Annotated in this window: 34 protein-coding genes and 1 tRNA gene; 25 read left to right on the plus strand and 10 right to left on the minus strand. The window is 67.6% G+C overall.

All coding sequences use genetic code 11. The annotated features are described in order from the left end of the window. Positions 1-30 precede the first annotated feature (30 nt). From A37U_RS0134030 to A37U_RS0134105, 16 genes are all read left to right on the plus strand, one after another. A complete protein-coding gene (locus A37U_RS0134030) occupies positions 31-1,560 on the plus strand; it encodes a bifunctional uroporphyrinogen-III C-methyltransferase/uroporphyrinogen-III synthase (RefSeq protein ID WP_020501135.1) in 1,530 nt (509 codons plus the stop codon). Positions 1,561-1,829: 269 nt separating this feature from the next. Then, positions 1,830-2,804 (plus strand): porphobilinogen synthase, encoded by a 975-nt coding sequence (hemB, locus tag A37U_RS0134035; RefSeq protein WP_026197908.1) that lies wholly within the window; start codon positions 1,830-1,832, stop codon positions 2,802-2,804. Positions 2,805-2,813: 9 nt separating this feature from the next. After that, complete coding sequence (locus A37U_RS0134040; RefSeq protein WP_020501137.1) at positions 2,814-3,389, plus strand: hypothetical protein; 576 nt, start codon at positions 2,814-2,816, stop codon at positions 3,387-3,389. A 10-nt stretch (positions 3,390-3,399) separates the two neighbouring features. Further along, the gene (locus A37U_RS0134045) at positions 3,400-3,897 is read left to right on the plus strand and encodes a hypothetical protein (protein ID WP_020501138.1); all 498 of its coding nucleotides are present in this window, start codon (positions 3,400-3,402) and stop codon (positions 3,895-3,897) included. Then, entirely contained in the window at positions 3,869-4,393 is a 525-nt protein-coding gene (locus A37U_RS0134050; RefSeq protein WP_020501139.1) for a hypothetical protein, read from the plus strand. Before A37U_RS0134045 ends, A37U_RS0134050 begins: the two co-directional genes overlap by 29 nt. Positions 4,394-4,397: 4 nt before the next feature. Beyond that, complete coding sequence (locus A37U_RS0134055; protein WP_026197909.1) at positions 4,398-4,826, plus strand: DUF3093 family protein; 429 nt, start codon at positions 4,398-4,400, stop codon at positions 4,824-4,826. Positions 4,827-4,831: 5 nt separating this feature from the next. Then, a complete protein-coding gene (locus A37U_RS46775) occupies positions 4,832-5,164 on the plus strand; it encodes a hypothetical protein (RefSeq protein WP_051111805.1) in 333 nt (110 codons plus the stop codon). Positions 5,165-5,239: 75 nt separating this feature from the next. Continuing rightward, on the plus strand, positions 5,240-6,535 hold the full coding sequence (gene hemL, locus A37U_RS0134065) for a glutamate-1-semialdehyde 2,1-aminomutase (RefSeq protein WP_026197910.1): 1,296 nt from the start codon (positions 5,240-5,242) through the stop codon (positions 6,533-6,535). Further along, positions 6,532-7,161, plus strand: coding sequence for a histidine phosphatase family protein (locus A37U_RS0134070; RefSeq protein WP_020501143.1), 630 nt, complete (start codon positions 6,532-6,534; stop codon positions 7,159-7,161). Before hemL ends, A37U_RS0134070 begins: the two co-directional genes overlap by 4 nt. Further along, a complete protein-coding gene (locus A37U_RS0134075; RefSeq protein ID WP_020501144.1) occupies positions 7,158-7,724 on the plus strand; it encodes a TlpA family protein disulfide reductase in 567 nt (188 codons plus the stop codon). The genes A37U_RS0134070 and A37U_RS0134075 overlap by 4 nt, the downstream gene beginning before the upstream one ends. A gap of 32 nt (positions 7,725-7,756) precedes the next feature. Next, on the plus strand, positions 7,757-8,029 hold the full coding sequence (locus tag A37U_RS0134080) for a type II toxin-antitoxin system Phd/YefM family antitoxin (protein ID WP_020501145.1): 273 nt from the start codon (positions 7,757-7,759) through the stop codon (positions 8,027-8,029). Positions 8,030-8,040: 11 nt separating this feature from the next. Further along, positions 8,041-8,304, plus strand: coding sequence for a type II toxin-antitoxin system RelE family toxin (locus A37U_RS50545; protein WP_083934150.1), 264 nt, complete (start codon positions 8,041-8,043; stop codon positions 8,302-8,304). 154 nt (positions 8,305-8,458) lie between these two features. Then, on the plus strand, positions 8,459-9,238 hold the full coding sequence (locus A37U_RS0134090; RefSeq protein WP_020501147.1) for a cytochrome c biogenesis CcdA family protein: 780 nt from the start codon (positions 8,459-8,461) through the stop codon (positions 9,236-9,238). Further along, the gene (gene resB / locus A37U_RS0134095) at positions 9,235-10,842 is read left to right on the plus strand and encodes a cytochrome c biogenesis protein ResB (RefSeq protein ID WP_020501148.1); all 1,608 of its coding nucleotides are present in this window, start codon (positions 9,235-9,237) and stop codon (positions 10,840-10,842) included. The genes A37U_RS0134090 and resB overlap by 4 nt, the downstream gene beginning before the upstream one ends. Beyond that, positions 10,842-11,846, plus strand: coding sequence for a c-type cytochrome biogenesis protein CcsB (gene ccsB, locus A37U_RS0134100; RefSeq protein WP_020501149.1), 1,005 nt, complete (start codon positions 10,842-10,844; stop codon positions 11,844-11,846). The genes resB and ccsB overlap by 1 nt, the downstream gene beginning before the upstream one ends. 87 nt (positions 11,847-11,933) lie before the next feature. Continuing rightward, on the plus strand, positions 11,934-13,328 hold the full coding sequence (locus A37U_RS0134105) for a MinD/ParA family ATP-binding protein (protein WP_020501150.1): 1,395 nt from the start codon (positions 11,934-11,936) through the stop codon (positions 13,326-13,328). Here A37U_RS0134105 and A37U_RS0134110 read toward each other — a convergent pair whose 3' ends face one another. Beyond that, positions 13,329-13,541, minus strand: a complete 213-nt coding sequence (locus tag A37U_RS0134110; protein WP_020501151.1) for a hypothetical protein — start codon at positions 13,539-13,541, stop codon at positions 13,329-13,331. Between the two features lie 76 nt (positions 13,542-13,617). Continuing rightward, positions 13,618-13,839, minus strand: coding sequence for a BldC family transcriptional regulator (locus A37U_RS0134115; protein WP_020501152.1), 222 nt, complete (start codon positions 13,837-13,839; stop codon positions 13,618-13,620). Between the two features lie 274 nt (positions 13,840-14,113). Between A37U_RS0134115 and A37U_RS0134120 the strand changes: the two genes are divergently transcribed. From A37U_RS0134120 to cds1, 3 genes are read left to right on the plus strand one after another with little or no spacing between them, the layout of a single operon-like run. Beyond that, entirely contained in the window at positions 14,114-14,590 is a 477-nt protein-coding gene (locus A37U_RS0134120; RefSeq protein ID WP_020501153.1) for an Lrp/AsnC family transcriptional regulator, read from the plus strand. After that, positions 14,583-14,873 carry a DUF4229 domain-containing protein gene (locus A37U_RS0134125; protein WP_020501154.1) on the plus strand — a complete coding sequence of 97 codons (291 nt, stop codon included), beginning with the start codon at positions 14,583-14,585 and terminating at the stop codon, positions 14,871-14,873. The genes A37U_RS0134120 and A37U_RS0134125 overlap by 8 nt, the downstream gene beginning before the upstream one ends. Continuing rightward, positions 14,870-15,937 (plus strand): L-cysteine desulfhydrase Cds1, encoded by a 1,068-nt coding sequence (cds1, locus tag A37U_RS0134130; protein ID WP_020501155.1) that lies wholly within the window; start codon positions 14,870-14,872, stop codon positions 15,935-15,937. Before A37U_RS0134125 ends, cds1 begins: the two co-directional genes overlap by 4 nt. Here cds1 and A37U_RS0134135 read toward each other — a convergent pair. Together A37U_RS0134135 and A37U_RS0134140 are read right to left on the minus strand one after the other, a co-directional pair. Beyond that, complete coding sequence (locus tag A37U_RS0134135; RefSeq protein WP_020501156.1) at positions 15,927-16,214, minus strand: DUF6191 domain-containing protein; 288 nt, start codon at positions 16,212-16,214, stop codon at positions 15,927-15,929. The genes cds1 and A37U_RS0134135 overlap by 11 nt on opposite strands. Positions 16,215-16,251: 37 nt before the next feature. Next, positions 16,252-16,758 carry a GNAT family N-acetyltransferase gene (locus tag A37U_RS0134140; protein ID WP_020501157.1) on the minus strand — a complete coding sequence of 169 codons (507 nt, stop codon included), beginning with the start codon at positions 16,756-16,758 and terminating at the stop codon, positions 16,252-16,254. Positions 16,759-16,827: 69 nt separating this feature from the next. Between A37U_RS0134140 and A37U_RS0134145 the strand changes: the two genes are divergently transcribed. Beyond that, on the plus strand, positions 16,828-17,601 hold the full coding sequence (locus tag A37U_RS0134145) for an adenylate/guanylate cyclase domain-containing protein (RefSeq protein ID WP_240437772.1): 774 nt from the start codon (positions 16,828-16,830) through the stop codon (positions 17,599-17,601). Positions 17,602-17,615: 14 nt separating this feature from the next. Here A37U_RS0134145 and A37U_RS0134150 read toward each other — a convergent pair whose 3' ends face one another. Beyond that, complete coding sequence (locus A37U_RS0134150) at positions 17,616-18,131, minus strand: gamma carbonic anhydrase family protein (protein ID WP_020501159.1); 516 nt, start codon at positions 18,129-18,131, stop codon at positions 17,616-17,618. Between the two features lie 18 nt (positions 18,132-18,149). Between A37U_RS0134150 and A37U_RS46780 the strand changes: the two genes are divergently transcribed. Both A37U_RS46780 and htpX read left to right on the plus strand, forming a co-directional pair. Then, positions 18,150-18,923 carry a siderophore-interacting protein gene (locus A37U_RS46780; RefSeq protein ID WP_157183190.1) on the plus strand — a complete coding sequence of 258 codons (774 nt, stop codon included), beginning with the start codon at positions 18,150-18,152 and terminating at the stop codon, positions 18,921-18,923. Between the two features lie 65 nt (positions 18,924-18,988). Continuing rightward, a complete protein-coding gene (gene htpX, locus A37U_RS0134160) occupies positions 18,989-19,846 on the plus strand; it encodes a zinc metalloprotease HtpX (protein WP_020501161.1) in 858 nt (285 codons plus the stop codon). Here htpX and rfbA read toward each other — a convergent pair. Continuing rightward, positions 19,843-20,715 carry a glucose-1-phosphate thymidylyltransferase RfbA gene (rfbA, locus tag A37U_RS0134165; protein ID WP_020501162.1) on the minus strand — a complete coding sequence of 291 codons (873 nt, stop codon included), beginning with the start codon at positions 20,713-20,715 and terminating at the stop codon, positions 19,843-19,845. The genes htpX and rfbA overlap by 4 nt on opposite strands. A gap of 8 nt (positions 20,716-20,723) precedes the next feature. Beyond that, positions 20,724-21,215, minus strand: a complete 492-nt coding sequence (locus tag A37U_RS0134170; RefSeq protein WP_026197911.1) for a YajQ family cyclic di-GMP-binding protein — start codon at positions 21,213-21,215, stop codon at positions 20,724-20,726. A 138-nt stretch (positions 21,216-21,353) separates the two neighbouring features. Here A37U_RS0134170 and A37U_RS0134175 point away from each other — a divergent pair. After that, positions 21,354-21,435, plus strand: a tRNA-Tyr gene (locus tag A37U_RS0134175). A 68-nt stretch (positions 21,436-21,503) separates the two neighbouring features. Here the strand turns inward: A37U_RS0134175 and A37U_RS0134180 are convergent. The 3 genes from A37U_RS0134180 to A37U_RS0134190 form a co-directional block, all read right to left on the minus strand. Next, positions 21,504-21,818: a type II toxin-antitoxin system PemK/MazF family toxin gene (locus A37U_RS0134180; RefSeq protein ID WP_020501164.1), complete on the minus strand. Its 315-nt coding sequence runs from the start codon at positions 21,816-21,818 to the stop codon at positions 21,504-21,506. Then, the gene (locus A37U_RS0134185) at positions 21,815-22,054 is read right to left on the minus strand and encodes a hypothetical protein (RefSeq protein WP_020501165.1); all 240 of its coding nucleotides are present in this window, start codon (positions 22,052-22,054) and stop codon (positions 21,815-21,817) included. Before A37U_RS0134185 ends, A37U_RS0134180 begins: the two co-directional genes overlap by 4 nt. A gap of 203 nt (positions 22,055-22,257) precedes the next feature. Then, positions 22,258-22,863 carry a class I SAM-dependent methyltransferase gene (locus tag A37U_RS0134190; RefSeq protein ID WP_020501166.1) on the minus strand — a complete coding sequence of 202 codons (606 nt, stop codon included), beginning with the start codon at positions 22,861-22,863 and terminating at the stop codon, positions 22,258-22,260. Between the two features lie 33 nt (positions 22,864-22,896). Between A37U_RS0134190 and A37U_RS0134195 the strand changes: the two genes are divergently transcribed. Both A37U_RS0134195 and folP read left to right on the plus strand, forming a co-directional pair. Continuing rightward, on the plus strand, positions 22,897-23,628 hold the full coding sequence (locus tag A37U_RS0134195) for a dihydrofolate reductase family protein (protein ID WP_020501167.1): 732 nt from the start codon (positions 22,897-22,899) through the stop codon (positions 23,626-23,628). A 13-nt stretch (positions 23,629-23,641) separates the two neighbouring features. Further along, positions 23,642-24,505, plus strand: a complete 864-nt coding sequence (gene folP, locus A37U_RS0134200) for a dihydropteroate synthase (protein WP_020501168.1) — start codon at positions 23,642-23,644, stop codon at positions 24,503-24,505. Positions 24,506-24,546: the final 41 nt, after the last annotated feature.

Below are 24,546 nucleotides of genomic sequence, written 5' to 3' on the forward strand. Positions count from 1 at the left end.
CGACCTGTTGATGATGGAGTAAGAGGAAAGATGACGCGCGGAAAGACACAAGGCCGGATAGCCTTCGTCGGCTCCGGCCCCGGCGATGCCGGACTGCTGACGGTACGGGCGAGCACCCTGCTCGCGAAGGCCGGACTCGTCGTGCACGACGCCGATGTGCCGCAGGCCATTCTCGATTCGATCGGCGAGCAGGCCGAACTGCGCACCGCGGCGGGAGAACAGGCCGATATCGCCAAGGATCTGGTGAACGAGGCGAAGGCGGGAAACAACGTCGTCCGGCTGATTCACGGTGACCCGTTCACCCTCGAATCCGCTGTCACCGAAGCGAAAGCGGTCTCCCGCACCAGCATCGCCTTCGACGTGATCCCCGGGGTCTCCTCTTCGACCGCGGTGCCCACCTATGCCGGAATCGCGCTCGGTTCCACGCACACCGAGGCCGATATCCGCGGCGAGGTCGACTGGCCGGTGCTCGCCGCATCGCCGGGACCGTTCGTACTGCACGCCGCCGGGGCGAACCTCGCCGAAGCGGCCAGCTCGCTCATCGAGGCCGGGCATGCGGGTTCCATCCCGGTCGCGGTCACCTCCGGCGGCACCGGGCACCAGCAGCGCACCGTCGAGTCCACTTTGGACTCACTGGCCAGGGATGCCGGTGAGCTCATCGGGCCGCTCGTGGTCACCGTCGGCGCCGAGGTCGCCAACCGGGGCAAGCTGTCCTGGTGGGAATCCCGCGCGCTCTACGGCTGGAAGGTCCTCGTGCCGCGCACCAAGGAGCAGGCCGGGGAGATGTCCGAGCGGCTCGGTATCCACGGCGCGATTCCTTCCGAGGTGCCGACCATCTCCGTCGAACCGCCGCGTTCTCCCGCGCAGATGGAGCGCGCCGTCAAGGGGCTCGTCGACGGCCGCTACCAGTGGGTCGTGTTCACCTCGGCCAACGCGGTGCGCGCGGTCTGGGAGAAATTCGCCGAATTCGGTCTCGACGCGCGGGCGTTCTCCGGCGTGAAGATCGCCTGCATCGGTGAATCCACCGCGGAAAAGGTTCGCGGATTCGGCGTCATCCCGGAACTCATTCCCTCCGGTGACCAGTCGAGCGAAGGACTGCTGCAGGACTTCCCCCCGCACGACGACATTCTCGACCCCGTCGACCGGGTGCTGCTGCCGCGCGCGGACATCGCCACCGAGACCCTTGCGGCCGGATTGCGGGACCGTGGCTGGGAAATCGACGATGTCACCGCCTACCGCACCGTGCGGGCCGCGCCGCCGCCGGCCGAGACCCGGGAGATGATCAAGACCGGCGGATTCGACGCCGTCTGCTTCACCTCCTCCTCGACCGTGCGCAACCTCGTTGGTATCGCAGGGAAACCGCATGCGCGCTCGCTCATCGCGTGCATCGGCCCCAAGACCGCCGAGACCGCCGTCGAGTTCGGCCTGCGCGTGGATGTTCGCCCGGACAACGCCAACGTCCAGGACCTGGTCGACGCCCTCGCCTCGCACGCGGCCAAACTGCGTGCCGAGGGAGCGCTTCCCCCGCCGCGCAAGGCAAAGCGCACCCGTAAGGCCTGAGCGAGAACGCGGAGGAAATGCCCCGGCATCGATATGGTGCCGGGGCGTTTTCGTGTGTGTTTCGCCGAAATTCCTGCGCGTTGCGAAGTCGGAATGCTACTCTCCGTGCGGTAGTAGAACAGGGGAGAGGGCCGCACGCGCGATGAGCCGTTCACCTTCGTGGACGTGGCTCCGGGCGGTCGCCCGCGGAATTCCCGGTGCGGCTGCGGGGGATGCACGAGCAGCTGACCGCCTGAGCCGGCAGGGCGAGTACGTCGTAAGCTGGAGGTGTGTTTCCGACGCACCGCCCGCGAAGGCTCCGTACCACTCCCGCGATGCGCAGGCTCGTCGCCGAGACGACGCTCGAGCCGCGCCAGCTGATCCTGCCGATGTTCGTCGCCGAAGGGCTCGACGAGGCGCGCGCGCTGGACTCGATGCCCGGGGTGTATCAGCACACCCGGGAATCCCTGCGCAAGGCCGCGGAGGAAGCGGTGCGCGCCGGGGTCGGCGGGCTGATGTTGTTCGGGGTGCCGCGGGAGCACGACGCCCGGGGCAGCGGGGCGACCGACCCGGATGGGATCCTCAACCTCGCCCTGCGCGATCTGCGCGCGGACCTCGGCGACGACACGGTGCTGATGAGCGACTGCTGCCTCGACGAGTTCACCGATCACGGGCACTGCGGGGTGCTCGCCGAGGACGGTTCGGTGGACAATGACGCGACCCTGGCCAGGTACGCGGACATGGCGGTGATCCAGGCGGAGTCCGGGGCGCACATGATCGGGCCGAGCGGGATGATGGACGGCCAGGTTGGCGTGATCCGTGAGGCGCTGGACAAGGCGGGATACGTGCACACCTCGATCCTGGCGTACGCGGTGAAGTATTCCAGCGCGTTCTACGGCCCGTTCCGCGAGGCGGTGGATTCCCAGCTCACGGGCGACCGCAAGACCTACCAACAGGACGCGGCGAACCTCTCCGAGGCGCTGCGCGAGGTGGAGCTGGACCTCGAGGAGGGCGCGGACGCGGTGATGGTGAAGCCCGCGCTGCCCTATCTGGATGTGGTCCGCGCCGTCGCCGAACAGGTGGATGTCCCGGTCGCGGCGTACCAGATCTCCGGGGAGTACGCGATGATCGAGGGCGCGGCCGCCAATGGCTGGATCGAGCGCAAACCGGCGGTGCTCGAGACGCTGACCGGGATCCGCAGGGCGGGTGCGAACATGGTGCTGACCTACTGGGCGGCGGAAGCGGCCGGCTGGCTCGCGGAGTAACGTTCTGTCATGACTTTTCCGAATGGTTTCGACCGGGAACCGGGGCAGCACTTCAGCGGCATGCCCCCGATGCCCGGCGGAATCGAGCGGGCGCCCGCGCGGCCGAAGGACCTGGAGATCTCGTTCCGGCTCTGGATCGCCGCGATGGCCTGCTATCTGGTCAGCGGGCTGCTCAACGCGTTCGTGTACAGCGGCCAGATCCAGCGTGAGACCTACGCGGAACTGGCCCGGCAGGGTTTTCCGATCCAGCAGGGCATGACGACGATGCCGAGCACATCACCCGCGCTGAGCGTGCTCACCGTGGTGATCGGCCTCGCGCTGTGGGGGCTGTTCGTGCTGCGCTTCCGGGACGGCCGCAACTGGGCCCGGGTCACGCTCACCGTGATCACCGCGATCCTGGTGTTCTTCCAGCTGCTGAGCCTGGTGCTGACGCTGACCGTGATGCCGGGTATCGCCCTGCCGCTCGCCCCGCAGATCCTCAGCGGGGTGGAGTATCTGCTCGCGATCGCCGCTCTGGTGTTCGCCTACCGGCCGAACACCAACGCCTACATCGCCTACCAGCGACGCACCGCGATGGGCAGGTAACGTCGGTGTCGTGACGAACCCCGACACCAGACAGGCGGTGCCCAAGGAGATCCGGAACTCGGCCGGACTGTGGTTCGTCACCCTCGCGCTGCACCTGATCGGTATCGCGGTCCGCGCGTACACGATTCCGGCGACGGCGATCGCGGAGATGCGCTCGCAGGCCATCCGCGCGGGCGGCCCGGTGAGCGAGGCCGTGCTGCAGGACACCGTCCGGCTGACCCAGCTGCTCATGGTGCTCGTGTTCGCGGCCTTGTGCGTGCCCTGGAGCGTGTTCATCATGCGGATGCGCGCGGGCCGGTCCTGGGCGCGGTCACTGCTTTCCGGGCTCGGCTGGCTCTCGGTCATCCTCATGGTTCCGGAAGTGATCAGCGAGGACCCTTCGCGGATCCTGTTCTACGGCGCGACCATCGTGGCCGAGATCGCCGCGATCATCAGCATGTTCTCCGGACCGGCGATGAAGTATTTCGCCAGGAAAGCCGATGTGCGCACCCGCGAACGACTACGCTGAGCAGGCGATGAACCAGTACCCCATTCCTCCGATGAACCCCGTGCAGCAGGTCGTGCAGCGGCGCGCCCGCCCGCTCGCGCTCACCGTGGCGACGACGCTGTGGCTCGTGGCCGGGATCTGCTGGCCGGTAGGCGTGCTCGTGCGCGGGCTCGCCGGGGCGACCGGCGCCGGAGTGTCTCCTGGACTCGGCAGCCTAGATTTCCTGCTCAGCATGTTCGGCGTGGTGGTGCTCGGGATCGCGGAGTGCTGGCTCGCCCTCCTGGTGCGCGGTGGCAATTGGTACGCCCGGCTCGGGCTCGCCTTCGGCGCGGTGATCTGCGAGACGATCGTGCTGGTGCAGCTGATCGGAGCGCTCACCGCGGGCCTGGCCGCCTACTACGGGACGGGCGCGGCACTGTGGTGGGTGACCATGGTGGTGTGGGCGGTCATTCCGCCGTGCGCCCTCGTGTTCTCCTTCCTGCCCTCGGTGAACGGATACCTTGCCGCGCGGCGGTGATGCGATGGCGGAACCACACTACGAGCATCCGGGCGCACGGTGGTGGCCCGTATCGTTCGGACCGGGGTTCGCCGCGGCCGGGTTGCTGCTCGAACTGCTCACCGGCCCGGTCAACGTGTGGCTGTGGCTGATCGTGGCCGCGGTTCTCGCCGGCTGCATCGCGCTGTGGGTGCGGGCGCGCCGGGCGGTCTGTTCGGTGCGGCTGACCGCCGAGGAACTCCGGATCGGCAGCGAAACCCTTGCCGTGGAACGGATCCGCGCGGTCGATGAGGTGGATGTGCCGGATGGGGCCCGGGTGCTCGGCGGTCTGTGGGCGGTGCCGAAACGGTTCGCCGAGGTGCCCCTGCTGCTCGAGGACGGCACGGTGGTGCTCGCCTGGGCTCGCGAGGGGGACCGGTTGCGCGATGCGCTGCGTGCGCTCGTGCCACACTGATGGTCATGAGTGCGTTGAACCGGCCGGGCCGGGCGGTGATCATCGTGGTCGAGCTCGTTCTCATCGCGGCCGCGGTCATCGCCGCCGTGCTCATCTGGCGCGGGGTGAACTACCAGGTCGACTATGTCGGGACCAATGGACGCCACCTGGTCTCGTCCAAGATGCACGGCGATCTCGCCGGGGCGAGCATCGGGCTCTGCCTGATCGCCGGGTTCCTGTTCATCGACGCGATCCGCCAGTCGATCCTCGCGTTCCGGCCCCGCGGCCGCCGCGCCGAGGCCCGGGAACTGGCCCGTTATCAGCAGATGCTCGAACAGGAACGCACCCAGCAGGCTTGAGAACCGGTGCGAGCAGCCGCTGTGCTTGGTCGAGGCGCATCGGGGCCGAGCCTACGGTGGTGGGAGACTGGTGGGGTGGCACAGCAAGTAGCTCGTTCAGGCGCACTGTTCGCAAGGGCCGAGGCCGCGACGCCGGGCGGGGTGAACTCGCCGGTGCGCGCGTTCCATTCCGTCGGCGGCACCCCGAGGTTCATGGTCTCCGGTTCGGGGCCGTACGTCACCGATGTCGACGGCAATCGCTATGTCGACCTGGTGTCCTCCTGGGGCCCGATGATCCTCGGGCACGCGCACCCGAGCGTGCTCGAGGCGGTGCGCGAGACCGCGTCCCATGGCCTTTCCTTCGGCACCCCGAGTGAGGGCGAGGTGGACCTCGCCGAGGAACTCATCCGCCGTGTCGAACCGGTGGAACAGGTGCGGCTGGTCAACTCGGGCACCGAGGCCACCATGTCCGCGATCCGGCTCGCCCGCGGGTACACCGGGCGCGGCAAGATCATCAAGTTCGCCGGCTGCTACCACGGGCACGTGGACGCGCTGCTCGCCGAGGCGGGCTCCGGGGTGGCCACCCTTGGCCTGCCCACCTCGCCGGGCGTGACCGGGGCGCAGGCCGAGGACACGATCGTGCTGCCGTACAACGACATCGAGGCGGTGCGCGCGGCCTTCGCATCCGGGGACATCGCCGCGGTGATCACCGAGGCCGCTGCGGGGAACATGGGGGTCGTCGCCCCGCACGACGGGTTCAACGCGAAGCTGCGCGCGCTCTGCGATGAACACGGCGCGCTGCTGATCCTGGACGAGGTGATGACCGGGTTCCGGGTGTCCGCCGCCGGTTGGTACGGGCTGGAAGGTGTGCGCGCGGACCTGTTCACTTTCGGCAAGGTCATGTCCGGCGGACTGCCCGCTGCCGCGTTCGGCGGGCGCGCCGATGTGATGGCGCAGCTGGCCCCGACCGGTCCGGTGTACCAGGCGGGCACGCTGGCCGGGAACCCCGTCGCGGTGGCCGCGGGCCTCGCCGCGCTGCGGGCCGCCGATGCGGATGTGTACCGGCGCCTGGACGCGAACTCCGAACGGCTGCGCGAGCTCTACGCAGGCGCGCTCACCGAGGCCGGGGTCGCGCACACCATCGGGCGCGCGGGCAACATGTTCTCGGTGTTCTTCAGCGAGGAACCGGTGCGCGACTACGCGGCCGCCAAAGCCGCGCAGAGCTGGCGCTATCCGGCCTTCTTCCACGAACTGCTCGCGCGCGGGGTGTACGTGGCACCGAGCGCCTTCGAGGCGGTGTTCGTCAACGCGGCCATGGACGAGCAGGCCTTCGAGATCATCGCCGATGCGCTGCCCCACGCGGCGCGTGCCGCGGCCGAGGCGACGCAATGACTCACACCTTGGTTCATTTCGTCCGGCACGGCGAGGTGCACAACCCGGAAGGCATCCTCTACGGCAGGCTTTCCGGGTACGAGCTCTCCGAGACCGGCCAGCGTCAGGCGATCACCGTCGCGGAATCCTTGCGGGGCAACGATATCGCGCATGTGGTCGCTTCGCCTCTCGTGCGTGCGCAGCAGACCGCGGCGCCGATCGCCGATTCGCACCGGCTCGAACTGTGCACCGATGACCGGCTCATCGAGGCGGAAAACGCCTTCGAGGGCAAGAAAGTCGCGGTCGGGGACGGGGTGCTGCGCCAGCCCGTCTACTGGCCGAAACTGCGCAATCCGTTCCTGCCGTCCTGGGGCGAGCCGTATCTGCAGATCGCGCACCGCATGCTCGCCGCCGCCCACGCCGCGCGCGCGGCAGCGGACGGGCACGAGGCGGTGTGCGTTTCGCACCAGCTGCCGATCTGGACCCTGCGCCGATTCCTCGAAGGCAAGCGGCTCTGGCATGATCCACGCCGTCGCGAATGCGGGCTCGCCTCGGTGACCAGCCTCGTGTTCGACGGCGAACTGCTCGTCGATATCGAGTACAGCCAACCGGCGGGCGCGACGAATCCACGGACGACGGGCGCATGAAACGACTGATCCTTCTGGTCTGTACCACGGTTCTGCTCGCCGGTTGCTCCACCGGGCAGGACGCGGTGACCGACGGCTCGAACACCTATTCGTTCACCTCGCCGGGCGGAAAGACGAGAATCTTCTACCCCGAAGCCGAACGCAAGGCGGCCCCGGAGATTCACGGCGAATCGGTGCGCGATCCGGGTAAACAGATCCGGCTCGCCGATTTCCGGGGCAAGGCCGTCGTGATCAATGTGTGGGGTTCCTGGTGCGGGCCCTGCCGTTCCGAAGCGCCCGATCTGCAGAAGGCCACCGCGAAATTCGGGAACCGGGTGCAATTGCTCGGCGTGAATTTCCGGGACGGACGGCAGCAGGCGAACGATTTCCTCAGCACCCGCGGGCTGAATTACCCCTCGATCTTCGACCCCGCCGGGCGATCACTGCTCTCGATCGGCAGTTACCCGCTTTCCACCGTGCCGACCACCATGGTGCTCGATCCGCAGCATCGCGTGGCGGCGATGTACCTGGTGCCGCTCACGCAGTCGGATCTGGAGACGGAACTGCACAAGCTGGTCGGTTGAGTTTTGCCCGTACTTTTGGCTACGCTCATGTCTTGACAGCCGTACCACTCGGCGAAGCGCGCGACAAGCTCTCGGAATATGTGACCGAGGTGGAGCGCACACATGACCGCATCACGATCACCAGACATGGCGCTCCGGCAGCCGTGTTGCTTTCTGTTGATGACCTCGAAGGGCTCGAGGAGACGCTCGAGATTCTGCGCACGCCGGGCGAAGTCGAAGCGATCCGGGAAGGGGTCGCCGAGCTTGATGCGGGCGAAGGGGTCGACTTCGACGAGGTCAAGTCGCGTTACGGCATCGGGAAATAGCCGTCGAGTTTATGTCCTACCGGGTCATCATTGCGCCGCGCGCTATCCGTGACCCCGCGAAGCTTCCGGAGAAGATCGCGTCGGCCTGCGCTGAGTTTATCGATGGCCCACTTGCCACCGATCCCTGGCGGCTCGGGAAGCCGCTGTTCGATGAGTTCTCCGGATTGCATGGTGCGCGTCGCGGTAGTTGCCGGATCGTGTACCGAATCGACGATGATGAGAAGAGCATCGAAATCGTCCGGATTGCTCATCGCGGCAAAAGCTACCATCGCTGAGTCACACTCGTGAAACCCTTGTGAGCTGCGATATGGCTCGGTTCCTCACTCACTCCGCTCCTCGCTCGCAGGGCTCGCTGCGATGCTCACTCGATCGTCACCTTCGCGCGACCCTGCTGATCGGGGTACGAATAGCACTGCCTAGCATCGAGGAGTGAACCCGACCGAGCTCGCCGCTTCGGGGCCGCTTCTGCTGGCCGCGCTGGTCGCGGTGCTCGCCGGTCTGGTGTCGTTCGCATCACCGTGCGTCGTACCACTCGTTCCCGGTTACCTGGCCTATCTTGCCGGACTGGTCGGCGCGGACGCTCCCGCGGTCACCGCGGACGAGAAGAAACCGAGGACCGGGAAAGGGAAGGTCGCCGGGGCCGCCGCCCTGTTCGTGCTCGGTTTCACGGTGGTGTTCTGCGCGCTCACGGTGACGGTGTTCGGTGTGACGACGGCGTTGCGGGTGAACGAGGACCTGTTGCAGCGCATCGGCGGGGTGGTCACGATCGCGCTCGCCCTGGTGTTCATCGGCCTTGTCCCCGGCGCGCAGCGCACGCTGCGGCTGCGGTTCACCCCGCGCGCGAGCCTGATCGGCGCACCGCTGCTGGGCGGGGTGTTCGCGCTCGGCTGGACCCCGTGCATCGGCCCGACGCTCGCCGGCGTGCTCTCGCTGACCGCGGGCACCGAGGCGGGCAGTTCGACCACCCGCGGGGTGCTGCTCATCGTGCTCTACTGCCTCGGCCTCGGCCTGCCCTTCGTGGTGATCGCGGTCGGCGCGCGCTGGGCGATCAGCGCGACCGCGTGGATCAAACGGCATGTGCGCGGGGTACAGATCTTCGGCGGGGTGTTGCTGCTGCTCGTGGGTATCGCACTCGTCACCGGGTTGTGGGGATCGCTGATCGCGTGGATCCAGGGCAACCTCGTCTCGAATACGGAGCTGCCGATATGACGACGGGCACTGTGTCCGAAACCGGTTCGCCGCAACGGAATCGGCGGCCGAATCGAGTGCTTTCCTTCCTGCGCAACACCTGGCGCGGGCTCACCTCGATGCGTACCGCGCTGATCCTGCTCTTCCTGCTCGCGCTGGCCACCATGCCGGGTGCGCTGTTGCCGCAGCATTCGCTGAACGAGGGCAAGACCCAGACCTACATCAGTGAGCACGGCTGGTGGGGGCGGCTGCTGGACGCGACCGGTTTCCTGAACGTGTACTCCAGCGTCTGGTTCGCGGCGATCTATCTGCTGCTGATGATCTCGCTGGTCGGCTGCCTGCTGCCGCGGTCGGTCGAGCACGCGCGCCAGCTGCGGGAACAGCCGGTCCTGGTGCCGCGGAACTTCGACCGCTTGCCGCACAAGGCATCCGCCACGGTCACCGCGAGCCCGGATGAGGTCCTGGCCAGTGCGCGCCCGCTGCTGCGCGGCTGGCGCATCGCGGAGCGCTCCGAGGACAGCGGGGTGCGCACCATCAGCGCGGAGAAGGGTTTCCTGCGCGAGGTGGGCAACCTGATGTTCCACTTCGCGCTGCTCGGCCTGATCATCTCGGTGGCGCTGGGCAGCATGTTCTCCTACAAGGGACAGGTCGCGGTCATCGCGGACGGTTCGCAGTTCTGCAACTCCGGTCCGCTGGCCTACGACGCGTTCACTCCCGGACCGCGGGTGGACGGCACCAACCTGGCGCCCTTCTGCGTCAAGGTCAACGACTTCACGGCGCGGTATCTGGCGAACCGGCAGCCGACCCAGTACGAGTCCAATGTCGAGTACCAGTCGGGCAAGGACCTGCAGACAGGTCAATGGCGCCCGTATCACCTGGAGGTCAACGACCCGCTCCGAGTCGCGGGGGATCGGGTCTATCTCCTCGATCACGGCTACGCGCCCACGGTCACCGTGACCTACCCGAACGGGGAGAAGCGCACCCAGACCCAGGTGTTCCGGCCGACCGAGGTGAGCACCTACTTCTCCGAGGGCGCGGTGAAGTTCACCGAGACGCCGGGGATCACCGATCCGGTCGAGCAACGCAAGAAGCAACTCGCGGTCACCGGGCTGTTCGCGCCGACCGCGGCCATGCAGGGCAAGCTGCTGGCCGGTTCGACGAACCCGGAACTGCGCGATCCGGTGTTCGCCGCCGATGTCTACCAGGGTGACCTCGGCGTCGATTCGGGCAAGGGACAGTCGATCTACGAGATCGATCACCAGATGATCGCCCAGGACCGGCTGCACCGGGTCGACCGGGTCAACCTGAAGCCCGGGCAGCAGACCAAGCTCGCCGACGGCACCGCGGTCCGCTTCGACGGAGTGAAGAAGTTCGCCTCCCTCGAGATCGCCCACGATCCGACCCAGGTCTGGGTGCTCGTGTTCGCGATCGCGCTGCTGCTCGGCCTGTTCGGTTCGCTGGTCATCAAGCGCAGGCGGGTGTGGCTGCGGGCGAAGCCGGCTGCGGACGGGTCTACCCTGATCACCGTCGGCGCGCTCGCCCGCACCGACCAGGCCGGATACGGCGAGGAATTCACCAAACTCTCGCGTGCGCTGCTCACTGCCACCCGTGGGAAGGACGACTGATGGCGATCAACGCGACTCTCTCGCAGTTCAGCGACTACGCCTTCGCGACGGCGATCGCGATCTACGTGTTCGCGTTCGTGCTCTACCTTGCCGATGTCGCGTTCAACCGGCAGCGGGCACGCGCACGGGAACGGGAACTGGTCACCGCGGGCGGCGGTGAGGATCGCGGCGGCACCGAACTGCCCGGTTCCGGGATCGTCGACTCCACCGTGGACGTCGACGTTCCCGCGCCGAAGGGCGACGACCGCCCCCTCTCCGCGCGCTTCGGCCGGATGGGTGTGGCGCTGACCGTGCTCGGGCTGCTGGTGCAGGCCGCCTCGATCGTGTTGCGCGGACTCGCGGTGGAGCGCTGGCCGCTCGGCAACATGTACGAGTACATCGCGTTCATCACCGCGGTCGGGATCGGCGCCTTCCTGGTGCTCGCGAAGCGGTTTCCCATTCACCGCATCGGGGCATGGGTGCTGCTGCCGGTGATCGTGCTGATGTGGCTCGGCGCGACCGTGCTCTACGCGAACGCGGCCCCGGTGATGCCCGCGCTCCAGTCCTACTGGCTGGTCATCCATGTGACGATCATCTCGGCCTCCACCGGTCTGCTGCTCGTTCCCGGGGTGGCCAGCCTGATGTACCTGCTGCGCTCGATCAACGAGAGCAACCCGCGCAAGCTCGCCCGGTTCGTGCAGCGGCTGCCCGCGAAGGACGCACTGGACCGGGTCGCGTACCGCACCACGATCTTCGCCTTCCCGCTCTACACCGTCGGGGTCATCTGCGGGGCGATCTGGGCCGAGCGCGCCTGGGGTTCGTTCTGGAGCTGGGACCCCAAGGAGACCGTGGCGCTCGTCGCGTGGGTGGTGTACGCGATCTACCTGCACGCACGGTCCACCGCGGGGTGGCGGGGCAATCCGGCGGCGGCGATCAACTCGATCGGGTTCGTCGTCACCGTGTTCAATCTGTTCTTCATCAACCTCGTCACTACCGGTATGCACTCCTACGCCGGCGTTTCCTGAACGCGCTTGTTACGTGGACCAATGCGGCGGTGAAGGCTACCGTCGACAGGAGAGCGTGTTCGACCGACAAGGAGAGAGAGGACGCCGGTGACCGGAGGGTTCGGACCAGACGACGCGCAGGGCGGGCGGCACACCGCGTCGTGGCAACCACCGGAGGAGCCGACGCGCGCCGTGTGGCCAGGGGAGGCTGCGGGCACCAATGGTGCTGTGGACAACAGCGAGGGCCAGCAGGACAGTGAGCCGACCAGCCCGGCGCAGCCGCCCATCGCCTATCAGCCGGGACAACCGCCGCCGCAGCCCGATTATGGGCAGTACCAGCAGGGGCCACAGCCGAACTACGGGCCCGCCTCCGGAGGGTTCGCGCAGCAGCAGGCCGCGCAGCAACAACAGCCGTCCGGGTACTATCCGCAGCAGCAGCCCCACTATGGCGCGCAGCCGCAGCAGCAGTACCCGCAGCAACCGCCGCAGCAGAGCCCGTACACCCCGCAGGGCCCGGCCGGACCGGCGCCCGATGACCTCGCGCGGCACGCCTCCAAGGCCACCCAGGACCTGTCCAGCGCGCAGCTGCTGAAGAACAACAAGCGCACCCCGCGCGGTGGCTGGCGCAAGGCCGTCTACGTGGCCACCGGACACGCGGTGAACCTGGGGGAGAGCCCGGCCGACATCCGCCGCCGTGAGCTGATCACCGGCATCAACCAGCCGCTGCGTGGCTGCTACAAGATCGCGATGCTCTCGCTCAAGGGCGGGGTCGGCAAGACCACGACCACCGCGACCCTCGGTTCGACCTTCGCCTCACTGCGCGGGGACCGGGTGATCGCGGTGGACGCGAACCCCGATCGGGGCACGCTGTCCCAGAAGATCCCGCTGGAGACCACCGCGACCGTGCGGCACCTGCTGCGGGACGCGAACCGGATCACCCGCTACTCGGATGTGCGCGCGTACACCTCGCAGGGGCCCTCGCGGCTGGAGGTGCTCGCCTCCGAACAGGACCCCGCGGTCTCCGAGGCGTTCTCCGAGACCGACTACCGGCGCACCATCGACCTGCTCGAGCACTTCTACAACATCGTGCTCACCGACTGCGGGACCGGTCTCATGCACAGCGCCATGAAGGGCGTGCTGGACATCGCGGACTCGCTGATCATCGTGTCCTCGAGCTCGATCGACGGGGCCCGCTCGGCCTCGGCGACGATCGACTGGCTGGACGCGCACGGCTACCGTGACCTGGTCGGCCGTTCGGTGACCGTGGTCAGCTCGGTGCGCCCCAAATCGGGCAAGGTGAATCTGGACCGGTTGACCGAGCACTTCGCGGCACGCTGCCGTGCGGTGTGCCCGATCCCGTTCGACCCGCACCTGGAAGAGGGGGCCGAGGTCGATCTGGACCGGCTCGCCGCGCCCACCCGCCTCGCGCTGCTCGAGCTCGCGGCCACTGTGGCCCAGGATTTCCCCCATGACCAGCAGTGGGGCGCCGGTAACCCCCGCTGATCAGTCGTTGCGGTACTTGTCCAGGCTACGCAGGAACTCCGGGTCGTCGTCCGGGCCGATGACCCGGCCCTGTTGCTGCGGCTGCGCCTGCTCTTCCTCGCGTTCCTGCGGCAGGACGAACTGATCCGTCCGGGTGGGATCGTTCATCCGCAGCAGCTTCCACAACACGACCCCTATCGTCACGGCGCCGACCGCAGCGAGCAGGTACAGCATCAAGCCACCTCCGAGCACGTCTGCAACCCAGCGTACCCGTGCTCGCCCGCGGTCGGTTACCGCTCGTGTCGACCGATCAGTGGTGTTCTGGTTCGGTGGTCAACTCCGTGAGGAGCGACTGGACCTCGGCCTCGCGGAACCGGCGGTGCCCGCCGGGGGTGCGAATGGAGCCGATACGGCCGGCGGTTGCCCAGCGCGTCACGGTCTTGGGGTCGACGCGGAACAACGTTGCGACCTCACCAGGGGTCAGCAACCGTTCACCGACCTGCTGGTTGTCCTGTCCGATTGTCGCGGTCACGGCAAAGAACCTCCTTGCGCCAAGTACGACTTATGCGACACATCGTGGCACTCCGACCCCCAGGTACTCGAACACTTAGCTTTCAGTAAAGGGGAATTAAAGTACAAAGCGGACGCTGTGGACATTTCTCCACGTCAGGGCGGTACGGAGCGCAGGACAGTTCACACCGCTCGTACACGAATCCGTTGTCCGCTTTACCAAGAAGGCCCGGAGGCAGGCCGACTCGGCTTACCGGAGGCCGGATCGGTATCCACCGGCACAGTACTCTCGTTCCGTGGACGCGATCGACCGGAAACTCATCGCCATCCTCCGCGAGGACGGCAGGGCCACCTACGCCGAACTGGGCAGGGCGGTCGGGCTCTCCGCTTCCTCGGCGCACGAGCGGGTCGCCAAGCTGGAGAACTCCGGTGTGATCGTCGGCTATCACGCGGTCGTCGACCCGCGCGCCATCGGACTCGGGGTGACCGCGCTCGTCGGGATCCAGCCCACCGACAATGCCGATGACGAGGAGGTCGCCGACGAGCTGGAGCGGCTGGCCGAGGTGGAGTCCTGCTACCGGGTCGCCGGTGAGGAGGCGTTCATCGTGAAGGTGCGGGTCGGCACGGTGGACGAGCTCGAACTCTCCCTCGGGCGGTTGCGGCGCATCGGCGGGGTGGGCAGGACACGTACCACCGTCGTGCTCTCCACCCGGTTCGAGAGCAGGCCGAATTCGAGCGAGGAGAGTGCGGGTATCCTTGGCGAACGTGAGTGAAGGGCAACAGGAAGCAGCACGGCCGTCCGGCGGGCTCTGGGGCAATCTCGCGCTGTACACGCTCGCGCGGATCGTCATCATCGCCGTGGTGACGGCGGTGCTCACGCTCATCGGTGTTCCGCTGCTCGTCTCCCTCCCGGTCGCGATCATCGTGGCCTTCCCGATCTCCGTGTTCGCCTTCCGCGGGCTGCGCAACCGGACCACGGCCGCGCTCGCCGCCCGCACGGCGAACCGGGACGCCGAGCGTGAGCGGCTGCGCGCCGAGCTCCGGGGTGGTCAGTGACCGATCGCGAATGGGTCGCGAACGCCATCCGGGTGCTCGAGGCCGATGCGAACCGCAGCGCCGACACCCATCTGCACGTGTTCCCGCTGCCTGCGAGCTGGGGAATCGACCTTTACCTCAAGGACGAATCGGTGCACCCGACCGGTTCGCTCAAGCACCGGCTCGCCCGCTCCCTGCTGCTCTACGGGCTGGTGAACGGGAACATCTCCGCGGACACCGTGCTCATCGAGGCTTCGAGCGGCTCGACCGCGGTCTCCGAGGCGTACTTCGCGCGGATGCTCGGGCTCGAATTCGTCACCGTCGTCCCCCGCAAGACCAGCAGGCAGAAGATCGAGCTGATCGAGTTCTACGGCGGGCGCTGTCATTTCGTGGACTCGCCGCCGGCGATCTACAGCGAGGCCGAGCGGCTCGCCGCCGAATGCCACGGCTACTACCTCGACCAGTTCACCTACGCCGAGCGCGCGACCGACTGGCGCGGGAACAACAACATCGCCGAATCCGTGTTCGAGCAGATGAACCTGGAGCGGTATCCGGTCCCGGAGTGGATCGTGGTCGGTGCGGGAACCGGCGGGACGAGCGCGACCTTCGGGCGCTACATCCGCTATCGCAGGCACGAGACCAGGCTCGCCGTTGTCGATCCGGAGAACTCCTCCTTCTTCGGTGCCTGGGAGACCGGGGCGCTCGACTACGCGACCGGGATGCCCTCGCGGATCGAGGGGATCGGGCGGCCGCGCTGCGAACCGTCCTTCCTGCCGCAGGTCATCGACGACATGTTCGTGGTGCCCGATGCCGCGTCCATGGCCGCCATCCGGCTACTGCGCGAGCGCACCGGGCACTGGGCCGGTGGGTCCACCGGGACCAACCTGTGGGGCGCGTTCACCGTGATCGAGCGGATGCTGCGCGCCGGGCAGCGGGGCAGCGTGGTCACCCTGCTCTGTGACGGCGGTGAGCGCTATCAGCACACCTACTACGACGATGCCTGGCTCACCGAGAACGGCCTGCACACCGCGGAGTACATCGCCGCGATGGAGAACTTCCTGAGCACCGGGCGGCTCAGCGGGTAAACGGCCGCCGCAGGCTCGCCGTTCCCTGATCCAGGTCCATCCCATTGCGGGGCGGCGCGCCTTCGGCCTGTTCCTCGCGCATCAGCGAGACCGAGTCCTGGTGTTCGAGCTCGTTGCGCTTGCTGCCGTAGAAGATCGCGGTGACCTCGTTGAAGTAGCTCGCGGTCACCGGGGTTCCGCCGGTCTTGCGCCTGCGCTTGCGGAGCAGTTCGTAGGCGCCGACCAGGACGACTGCGAGGACCCCGCCCGGGATCGCGAAGGCCAATGCCGTCTGCATGCGCTGGGAACGCGCGAGGCGGCGCGCGAGTTCCGCTTCACGCCAGCAAGCGGTGCAGCCGGATCTCCTCCAGTGGTGGGCTGCCCCGGATCGACTCCTGCTTGCGTGCCCCATCCGCGCGCCAGCCGTGCGCTTCGTAGAACCGGTGCGCCCGCTCGTTCCCGTCGAGTAGCCACACGACCGCTTCCCGATGGCCCGTCTCCTGCAGCTCGCGCAGCGCCGCGGCGTGCAGCAGGGTGCCGATTCCGCGCCGCCAATGGTCCGGATCCAGGTACAGCGCGTACAGCTCGCCGATGCCCGCCTCTCCCCGGTCCGGGCCATGGCCGGCGAAACCGAGCACGCTGCCCTCCTCGACCGCGACCAGGGTGCGGGCCCCGCCCGTGCGGGTGAGTTTCGCGCGCAGATCGCTTGCCCGGTCTAGCACCGAGAGGGTGCGCAGGAATTCCTCGGGCATCAGTCCCGCGTAAGCGTGCTGCCAGGCACGAATCTGCGCCCTGGCGATACCTTCGGCGTCTGCGGGAGTGGCCGCGCGGACCTCGCTCATCCGGTGATCTTGCTCGCGAGCGTGCGCACCGAGCAAGCGAGTTCACGACGTACTGGCAGTATGTGAAGGGTGGCTCGACAATTCACTCGCGGTCGCCGGGTGCTGGAGTATCTCGACCAGCATCCGAGGCTGCTCGCGTTCGTGGAACGGGTGCGTACCCTGCTCCCCGGGGATCCCGGCTACGGCGACCCGCTCTCGGTGAGCGGATCGCGCACCTCGAATGTGCTCGGCCAGCAGCTGGCCAATCTGGCGAACCGGAAACCGAGTGCCCTGCGGGAGTTCGGGCTCGGCGCGCTGCAGGTGTGGCAGGCCTACGCCTCCTCGCAGCCGAACGCGGTCGGCACCGCGGATGTGAGCCTGGTGTTCACCGATCTCGGCAAGTTCTCCGACTGGACGCTCAAGGTGGGCGACGATGCCGCGCTGGCCCTGTTGCGCGAGGTGAGCGCCGAGGTCGAGCCGATGATCGGAATACATGGCGGCAGGCTGGTGAAACGCCTCGGGGACGGTCTGATGGCGGTGTTCGCCGAACCCGGCGGCGCCCTCGAGTTCATGATCGGGGCCAGGGACGCGGTGGACGCGCTGGCCAGCAACGGGAGCCGGCCCCGGATGCGCTGCGGTGCACACCTCGGCAAGCCGAGCAAACTGGGCGGGGACTACTTCGGCGCGGATGTGAACATCGCCGCCCGGGTCGCCGCTGCGGCCGCGCCCGGTGAGGTGCTCGTCTCGTCCAGCATGTACGAGCAGCTCGATCTCGACCGTCATGAACTGCGCAAACGCCTGTGGTTCCGTGCGAAGGGGGTGCCCGCGGAGGTGCGGGTGTACACCGTGATGGCCGACGACTGAACCGTTCGCCGGTCTCAGACCTCCCGAGTGCCCGCCCGATGCCGCGCGGCGAGTTCGGCGTAGATGCGGCTGTTGTTCTCCACCCACTCGCGCGCCGTGTCGCTCATCGGCTCGATCCGCTTGGCCGGTGCGCCCATGGCGGTCATGCCCGCGGGGATCTCGGCGCCCGGTGGGATCAGGGCACCGGCCGCGATGAGGGCCGCCTCGCCGACGGTGGCCCCATCGAGCACGGTCGAGCCGTTGCCGATGAGGGCACCGGCTCCCACCTGCGCCTCGTGCACCACGCAGGAATGCCCGACGGTGGCGCCGCGGCCGATGACGGTGCCCGCGCTCGCGCAGTGGATCACGGTGTTGTCCTGGACGTTCGCCCGTTCCTCGATGCGGATCGGACCGAAGTCGGCGCGCAGCACCGCGCCGTACCAGACCGAGGCGCCCGCCTCCACGGTCACCTCGCCGATCAGGGTGGCGGTCGGCGCGATCCACGCGTCCTCGTGCACGTCCGGGGTCTTGCCCTCGAAGGAGAACAGCATGGCTTTAGCATTTCACCGGTGAGCGGTACGAAACAACGCAGCAGGAGAAGGGCCCGGCCCACGCAGACGCGGCTGTTCCGCGCGCCGGTCTCGCGCACCGAACGAATCACCCCGGGGATGCAGCGAGTCACCCTGTGTGGTGGCGACCTCGGCGAGTTCGTGAACGCGGGCACCGATTCGCACGTGGTGCTGTACTTCTACGCCGAGGAAGCCGAACTGCCCGATCCGCTCACCGCGACCACCGCGCGGGCCGCGTTCGCCACGGTGCGCCCGGAGATGCGCAGCTACACGATCCGCCGCTTCGATGTCCGGACCACCGAGCTGGACATCGACTTCGTGCTGCACGCCGAGGCAGGCCCGGCCGCTACCTGGGCCAGGGATGCGCGCCCCGGGGACGAGCTGATCTTCGTCGGGCCGTCCCCGGCCTACGAACCGGACCCGGAGGCGAGTGGTTACCTGCTGATCGGGGACGAGAGCGCGCTGCCCGCGATCCAGGCGACCCTGCCCGAGCTGGACCCGGCGATCCCGGTCACGGTCCTGGTCGAGATCGCCGGTGAGGCCGAACGCCAGCCCATGCCGGTTCCGGTGACCTGGGTGCACCGCGAGGGCGGTGAGCTCGCCGATCCCGGCCGCCTGCGTGCCGCGCTGGCGGGGATCGAGCTGGAGCCGGGCCTGGACGTCTGGCTGGCCGGGGAGCGCACGGTCATGCACGAGCTGCGCCGGTTCCTGCTCGAGGCCGGGCTGCCGCGTGACCGGGTGCGACCGACCACATACTGGCGGGCGGGAACCTGACGGCCGGGCACAGCCGTTGAAGACACGAGCTGTGAAAAAAGGGGAGGAATCCGGAAAGGAACGCCGTGCACAAGCATTTCAATGGGCTGAAGACCGCCGTGCTGCTTGGCGGGATGAGTGCGCTCATCGTGCTGATCGGTTCCTTGTTCGGGCGGACCGGCCTGATCATCGCCGTGGTCGTGGCGCTGGCGATGAACGCCTATACCTACTTCAACTCCGCGACGCTCGCCCTGCGGGCCATGCGCGCCCAGCCGGTCTCCGAGGCCCAGCAGCCGACCATGTACCGGATCGTGCGTGAGCTCGCCTCCAAGGCACGCCAGCCGATGCCCGCACTGTTCGTCTCGCCGACCGCCGCGCCCAACGCCTTCGCGACCGGGCGCAGCCCACGGCACGCCGCGGTGTGCGCCACCAACGGCATCCTCGAACTGCTCGATGAGCGCGAACTGCGCGCCGTACTCGGGCATGAGCTGTCGCACGTCTACAACCGCGACATCCTGATCTCCTGTGTCGCGGGTGCCATGGCCTCGCTGGTCTCCATGCTCGCCAACCTCGCCATGTTCGCGGGCCTGTTCGGCTTCGGCGGGGACGACGACCGGCCGAACCCGCTCGTCATGCTGCTGATGGCGCTGCTCGGCCCGATCGCGGCCGCCGTGGTGCAGATGGCGATCAGCCGGTCTCGCGAGTATCAGGCCGACCAGTCCGGCGCGGAGCTCACCGGGGACCCGCTCGCGCTCGCCTCCGCCCTGCGCAAACTCGAGCACGGCACCCGGGCCGCCCCGCTCGTCCAGGAACCCAAGGTCGTCTCCCAGGCGCACCTGATGATCGCGAACCCGTTCCGCCCGGAAGGCCTGTCCAAGATGTTCTCCACGCACCCGCCGATCGCCGACCGGATCGCGCGGCTGGAGCGGATGGGCCGCGGTTAGAGCAAAGGCCTGGCCAGGTTCACGATGTATTCGCCGTACCCGGTCTTCGCGAGTTTCTCGCCGAGTGCCAGGCATTCCTGGGCGCTGATGTAGCCCATCTTCAGCGCGATCTCCTCCGGGCACGCGATCCGCACCCCGGTGCGGTGTTCGAGCACCTGCACGAACTGGCCCGCTTCGAGCAGCGAATCGTGGGTTCCGGTGTCCAGCCAGGCGAACCCGCGGCCGAGATCGATCAGCCGTGCCCGCCCCGCGTTCATGTACGCCAGATTGACATCGGTGATCTCCAGCTCGCCACGCGGCGAGGGCTTCAGGTTCTTCGCGATCTCGACGACTTCGTTGTCGTAGAAATAAAGGCCGGTGATCGCCCGGTTCGAGCGCGGGTTCTCCGGTTTCTCCTGCAACGAGACGAGCTTGCCGTCCTCATCGCATTCACCGACACCGTACCGGCTCGGATCCTTGACCGGATATCCGAAAAGCACGCAGCCTTCCAATTCGGCGGCCTGCTTGTGCAGGACGTTCCCGAACCCTTTTCCGTAGAAAATATTGTCCCCGAGCACGAGCGCGACGCTGTCGTTTCCGACGAATTCCTCACCGATCACGAATGCCTCGGCCAGCCCGTTCGGTTCCGGTTGTGCCGCGTACGAAATGCTCAACCCGAACTGGCTCCCGTCGCCGAGCAGGCGCTGGAAATTCGGCAGATCGGACGGCGTCGAGATGAGCAGGATGTCCCGGATCCCGGCCAGCATCAGCACCGAGATCGGGTAGTAGATCATCGGCTTGTCGTACACCGGAAGCAGCTGCTTCGAGGTGGCCAGCGTGATCGGGTGCAACCGCGTTCCCGAACCTCCGGCGAGCACAATACCTTTCATCGGATTCCTCAGCGGTAGTTCGTGAATTGCAGTGCTATGCCGAAGTCCTTGTTCTTCAGCAGCGCGATCGCGTCCTGCAGCGCATCTTTTTTCTTGCCGGTCACCCGCAGCTGGTCGCCCTGGATCTGCGCCTGGATGCCCTTCGGGGCCTCATCGCGCAGATACTTCGAGATCTGCTTCGCCTTGTCCTGCTCGATTCCCTGGACGATCGTGCCCTTGATCCGGTACGCCTTGCCGGAGAGCTCCGGTTCGCCCGCATCGAAAGACTTCAGCGAGATGTGGCGCTTGACCAGCTTCTCCTTGAACACCTCGAGCGCGGCGCGTACCCGCTCCTCCGTGTCCGCGACGATCGTCACCGCCTCCTCACCGGCCCAGGAGATGTCCGCGTTCACCCCACGGAAGTCGAACCTCGTCGAGAGCTCCTTGGCCGCCTGGTTCAGTGCGTTGTCGGCTTCCTGCCGGTCGACCTTGCTCACCACGTCGAACGACGGATCGGCCATCGTCATCGCCCCTTCCCGCCGCGACCTGCACGGCATCCTGGTCTGTTCGCCAGCCGATCGTAGTCTGCCCACCCCCCGTGCGGACCGCCCGGAGTCGTTGGTATCGTACTTCGCGCGGTCACCAAGTGGCCGCAGCAAGGCGGCTTGCCCGAGTGGTCAAAGGGAGCAGACTGTAAATCTGTCGGCATTGCCTACGAAGGTTCGAACCCTTCAGCCGCCACACCAGCCAAAACGGCCCTCGCATCAGGAGAACTCCGGTGCGGGGGCCGTTTCGTGTGTGCGGCTGGCTCAGCGCGGAATCGCCAATGAGATCAGCAGCGCATTGTTCACTTTCATGAGCGTTCCTGAGCAGAGCGTGCCCGCGTAGTCGCCCAGTTCGTCTTTCGAGAGCGTCTCGATATTGTCGGTGTTCACCATTCCGGTCACTGGGTCTTCGTGGGTCAGCGGCACCCAGGTGGGCAGTTCTCGCGGAGTGGTCGTCACTCGTACCGCGAGCACATCGGAGAGTCTGCGGTTGCGGCCGTTGTTCGAGATGATCAACCACGGTTTGCGGCCGTAGCCGAGGTCGGCCCAATAGACCTGTCCGCGCAGGGGTGCTGTCACGAACGTGCCTCACGGCGGTTCCGTCGAGCTCGCAGCGTCTCGCGTTCGGTCTCTGATTCGTAGGGGAACGCGGGGTTGTCAGCTACCGCGGCCGCGTACGCGGTATCCAGCTTCGTCTCCTGCAAGTGCTGCCAGGCTTCGTGAATGGCGTCCTTGACCGCCGCTGACGTGCTCGGCTGCTGCTCGGCGAGCTCCGCGAGCTTCTGCTGAGTCTCGTCATCAAGACGCACTGTCATCGGATGTGTCATACAAAGATGATACCGTGTATGGTTGCTGCAGTGTAGTGCGAACTGATCCTGCTTCTGCTGTTGCGGGAGCAGGATCAGGAAAACCCCGGCGCGGGGGCCGTTTCGTGTGCGGCTCACCGTCCCCTGCGGTGCCAGCGGTTCATCAGCGTGCCGATGCGAACGTGAATCGTCGCCATGGCGCCGTTTTGGCGCTATTGCTCCACTTCGCGGCGCCCGCTGCACAGGTACACATAGGCGGGCGGGACATTGCGCACCACGGTGCGCGAGATGTGCACCTGGTCGAAGTTCTCCTCGAGCAATGCGCGGAACCGTCGTGCCCCGGAGAGGATGGCGGTGTGCCGGTAGGTGAAGGTGGCGAAGAATCCGTGTTTGGGCAGCATGGCGCGGATCTCGCCGAGGATGGCGCGCTGTTTGGCGTCACCGAAGATGGACCAGGGCAGCCCGCACGCGACGGCGTCGAGTTCGTCGACTCCGTGTTCGGCGAGCAGTTTGCCGAGGTCGGCGGCATCACCGCGGAGCACGGTCACGGAGGGGTATTCGCGTTCGAGGTGGTCGGCCATGCTCGGGTCGATTTCGACGGCGAAGTGCCGTCCACCTTCGGGGAGGCGTTCGTCGATGGCCGCGCAGGCCGATCCGGTGCCCGCACCGAGTTCGGCGACGATGGGGTTTCCCCTGGTCGGCACGATCTTGGCGAGGGTGTCGGCGAGCTGCCTCGATGATGGCCACACGGCTCCGACCGCGCCCGGGTTGCGCAGGGCTTGCTTGACGAACAGACCACGGGCCGATTTGGTTGCCATGGCCACCAGGATAGAGGTCGGCCTGGTATTGAGGTGGATGTGTGGCAGATCTGGCCTGAGCAGGCCCAACTCGATGAGCAGGCGCTCGAGCGGCGGTATTCCTATCCGGACCGCTGGCTGGTGGTGAACTTCGTATCGAGCGCGGACGGGGCGGTGGAATCGGGCGGGCATTCGGCTCCGCTCTCCACGCCGCCCGATCGCGTGGTCTACCACCTGGGGAGCGACCTGGCGGATGTGGTGTTGCTCGGCGCGGGCACGGCGGTGGGCGAGGGGTTCCACGGGGTGCGTCCCGATGAACTGACCGCGCGCCGCCGTGCGGAGTACGGGCTGGCTCCGGTGGCCCCGATCGCGGTGGTGAGCACAGGGCCGACGCTGCCGCCGGATGCCCCGGTGCTGACCGATGTCCTGGTCCCGAGCATCGTGCTGACCTGCGGTGATGCCCCCGTCGAGCAGCGCAGGGCGTGGGCGGGGACCGGTTCCGAGGTGATCGTGGCCGGGCGGGATCGGGTGGACCTGGGCGTGGCGCGGGCGGCACTGGAGGAACGCGGGCTGCACCGGATCGACTGTGAGGGCGGGCCGACCTTGTTCGGCTCGCTGCTCGCCAAGGGACTGGTGGACGAGCTGCGGCTGACGCTGGCGCCGATGCTGCTTTCCGGGCCTGCCGGACGTATCGCGGCGGGGGCACCGGTCGACGCGCGGCTGCGGTTGGACTCGGTGCTCACGCAAGCGGATACGCTGCTCATGCGTTATCTCGTCGAACGATAAGGAGGACGGTCGGGTGCCAGAGCTCACCTTCCGTGGTCGTACTGTGGCCAGGGACCGCGCACTGATCATGGCGATCGTCAACCGGACGCCGGATTCCTTTTATGACAACGGGATCACCTACGCCGACGAGGCGGCGCGCACCGCGATCGGCTCGTCCATCGCCGAGGGGGCCGATGTGATCGACCTCGGTGGCGTGCCCGCGAGCCCCGGTCCCGAGGTGACCGTGGCCCAGGAACTCGACCGGGTGCTGCCGACCCTCGAATGGGCCCGCGAGGCCTATCCGGACCTGGTGATCAGTGTGGATACCTGGCGGCACGAGGCGGCCGCCCGGATGTGTGCCGCGGGTGCCGACCTGATCAACGACAGCTGGGGCGGGGTCGATCCGGAGATCGTGGAGGTGGCCGCGCAGTACGGGGCCGGGTATGTGTGCGCCCATACCGGTGGACTGGCGCCGCGGACCGATCCGGTGCGCCCGCAGTACGCGGACGTGGTCGGCTCCGTGGTCGACGATCTGGTGGGGCAGGCCGAACGCGCCGTGACCAAGGGTGTACCGCGCGAGGGTATTCTCATCGATCCGGCACTGGATTTCGGCAAGAACAGCCACCACAGCCTCGAGGTACTGCGGAACGTGCCCAAACTGGTCGAGACCGGCTGGCCGGTGCTGATGGCCATGTCGAACAAGGGTTTCGTCGGGGAAACCCTGGATGTCGAACTCGACGAGCGAGTGACCGGCACGCTCGCCTCGACCGGCTGGGCCGCACGGGATGGGGCGGCGATGTTCCGCGCCCATCAGGTCCGGGAGACCAGGCAGGTGGTCGAGATGGTGGCTACGCTGCTCGGACAGCGACCACCGGCGAACGTGGTGCGCTGGGTCTAGAGATGCACATCACTGTTGTTCAGGGCATACGCGCCAAGCAT

Origin of the sequence: Sciscionella marina DSM 45152 (assembly GCF_000379465.1) — a bacterium.
Classification (GTDB): Bacteria; Actinomycetota; Actinomycetes; order Mycobacteriales; family Pseudonocardiaceae; genus Sciscionella; species Sciscionella marina.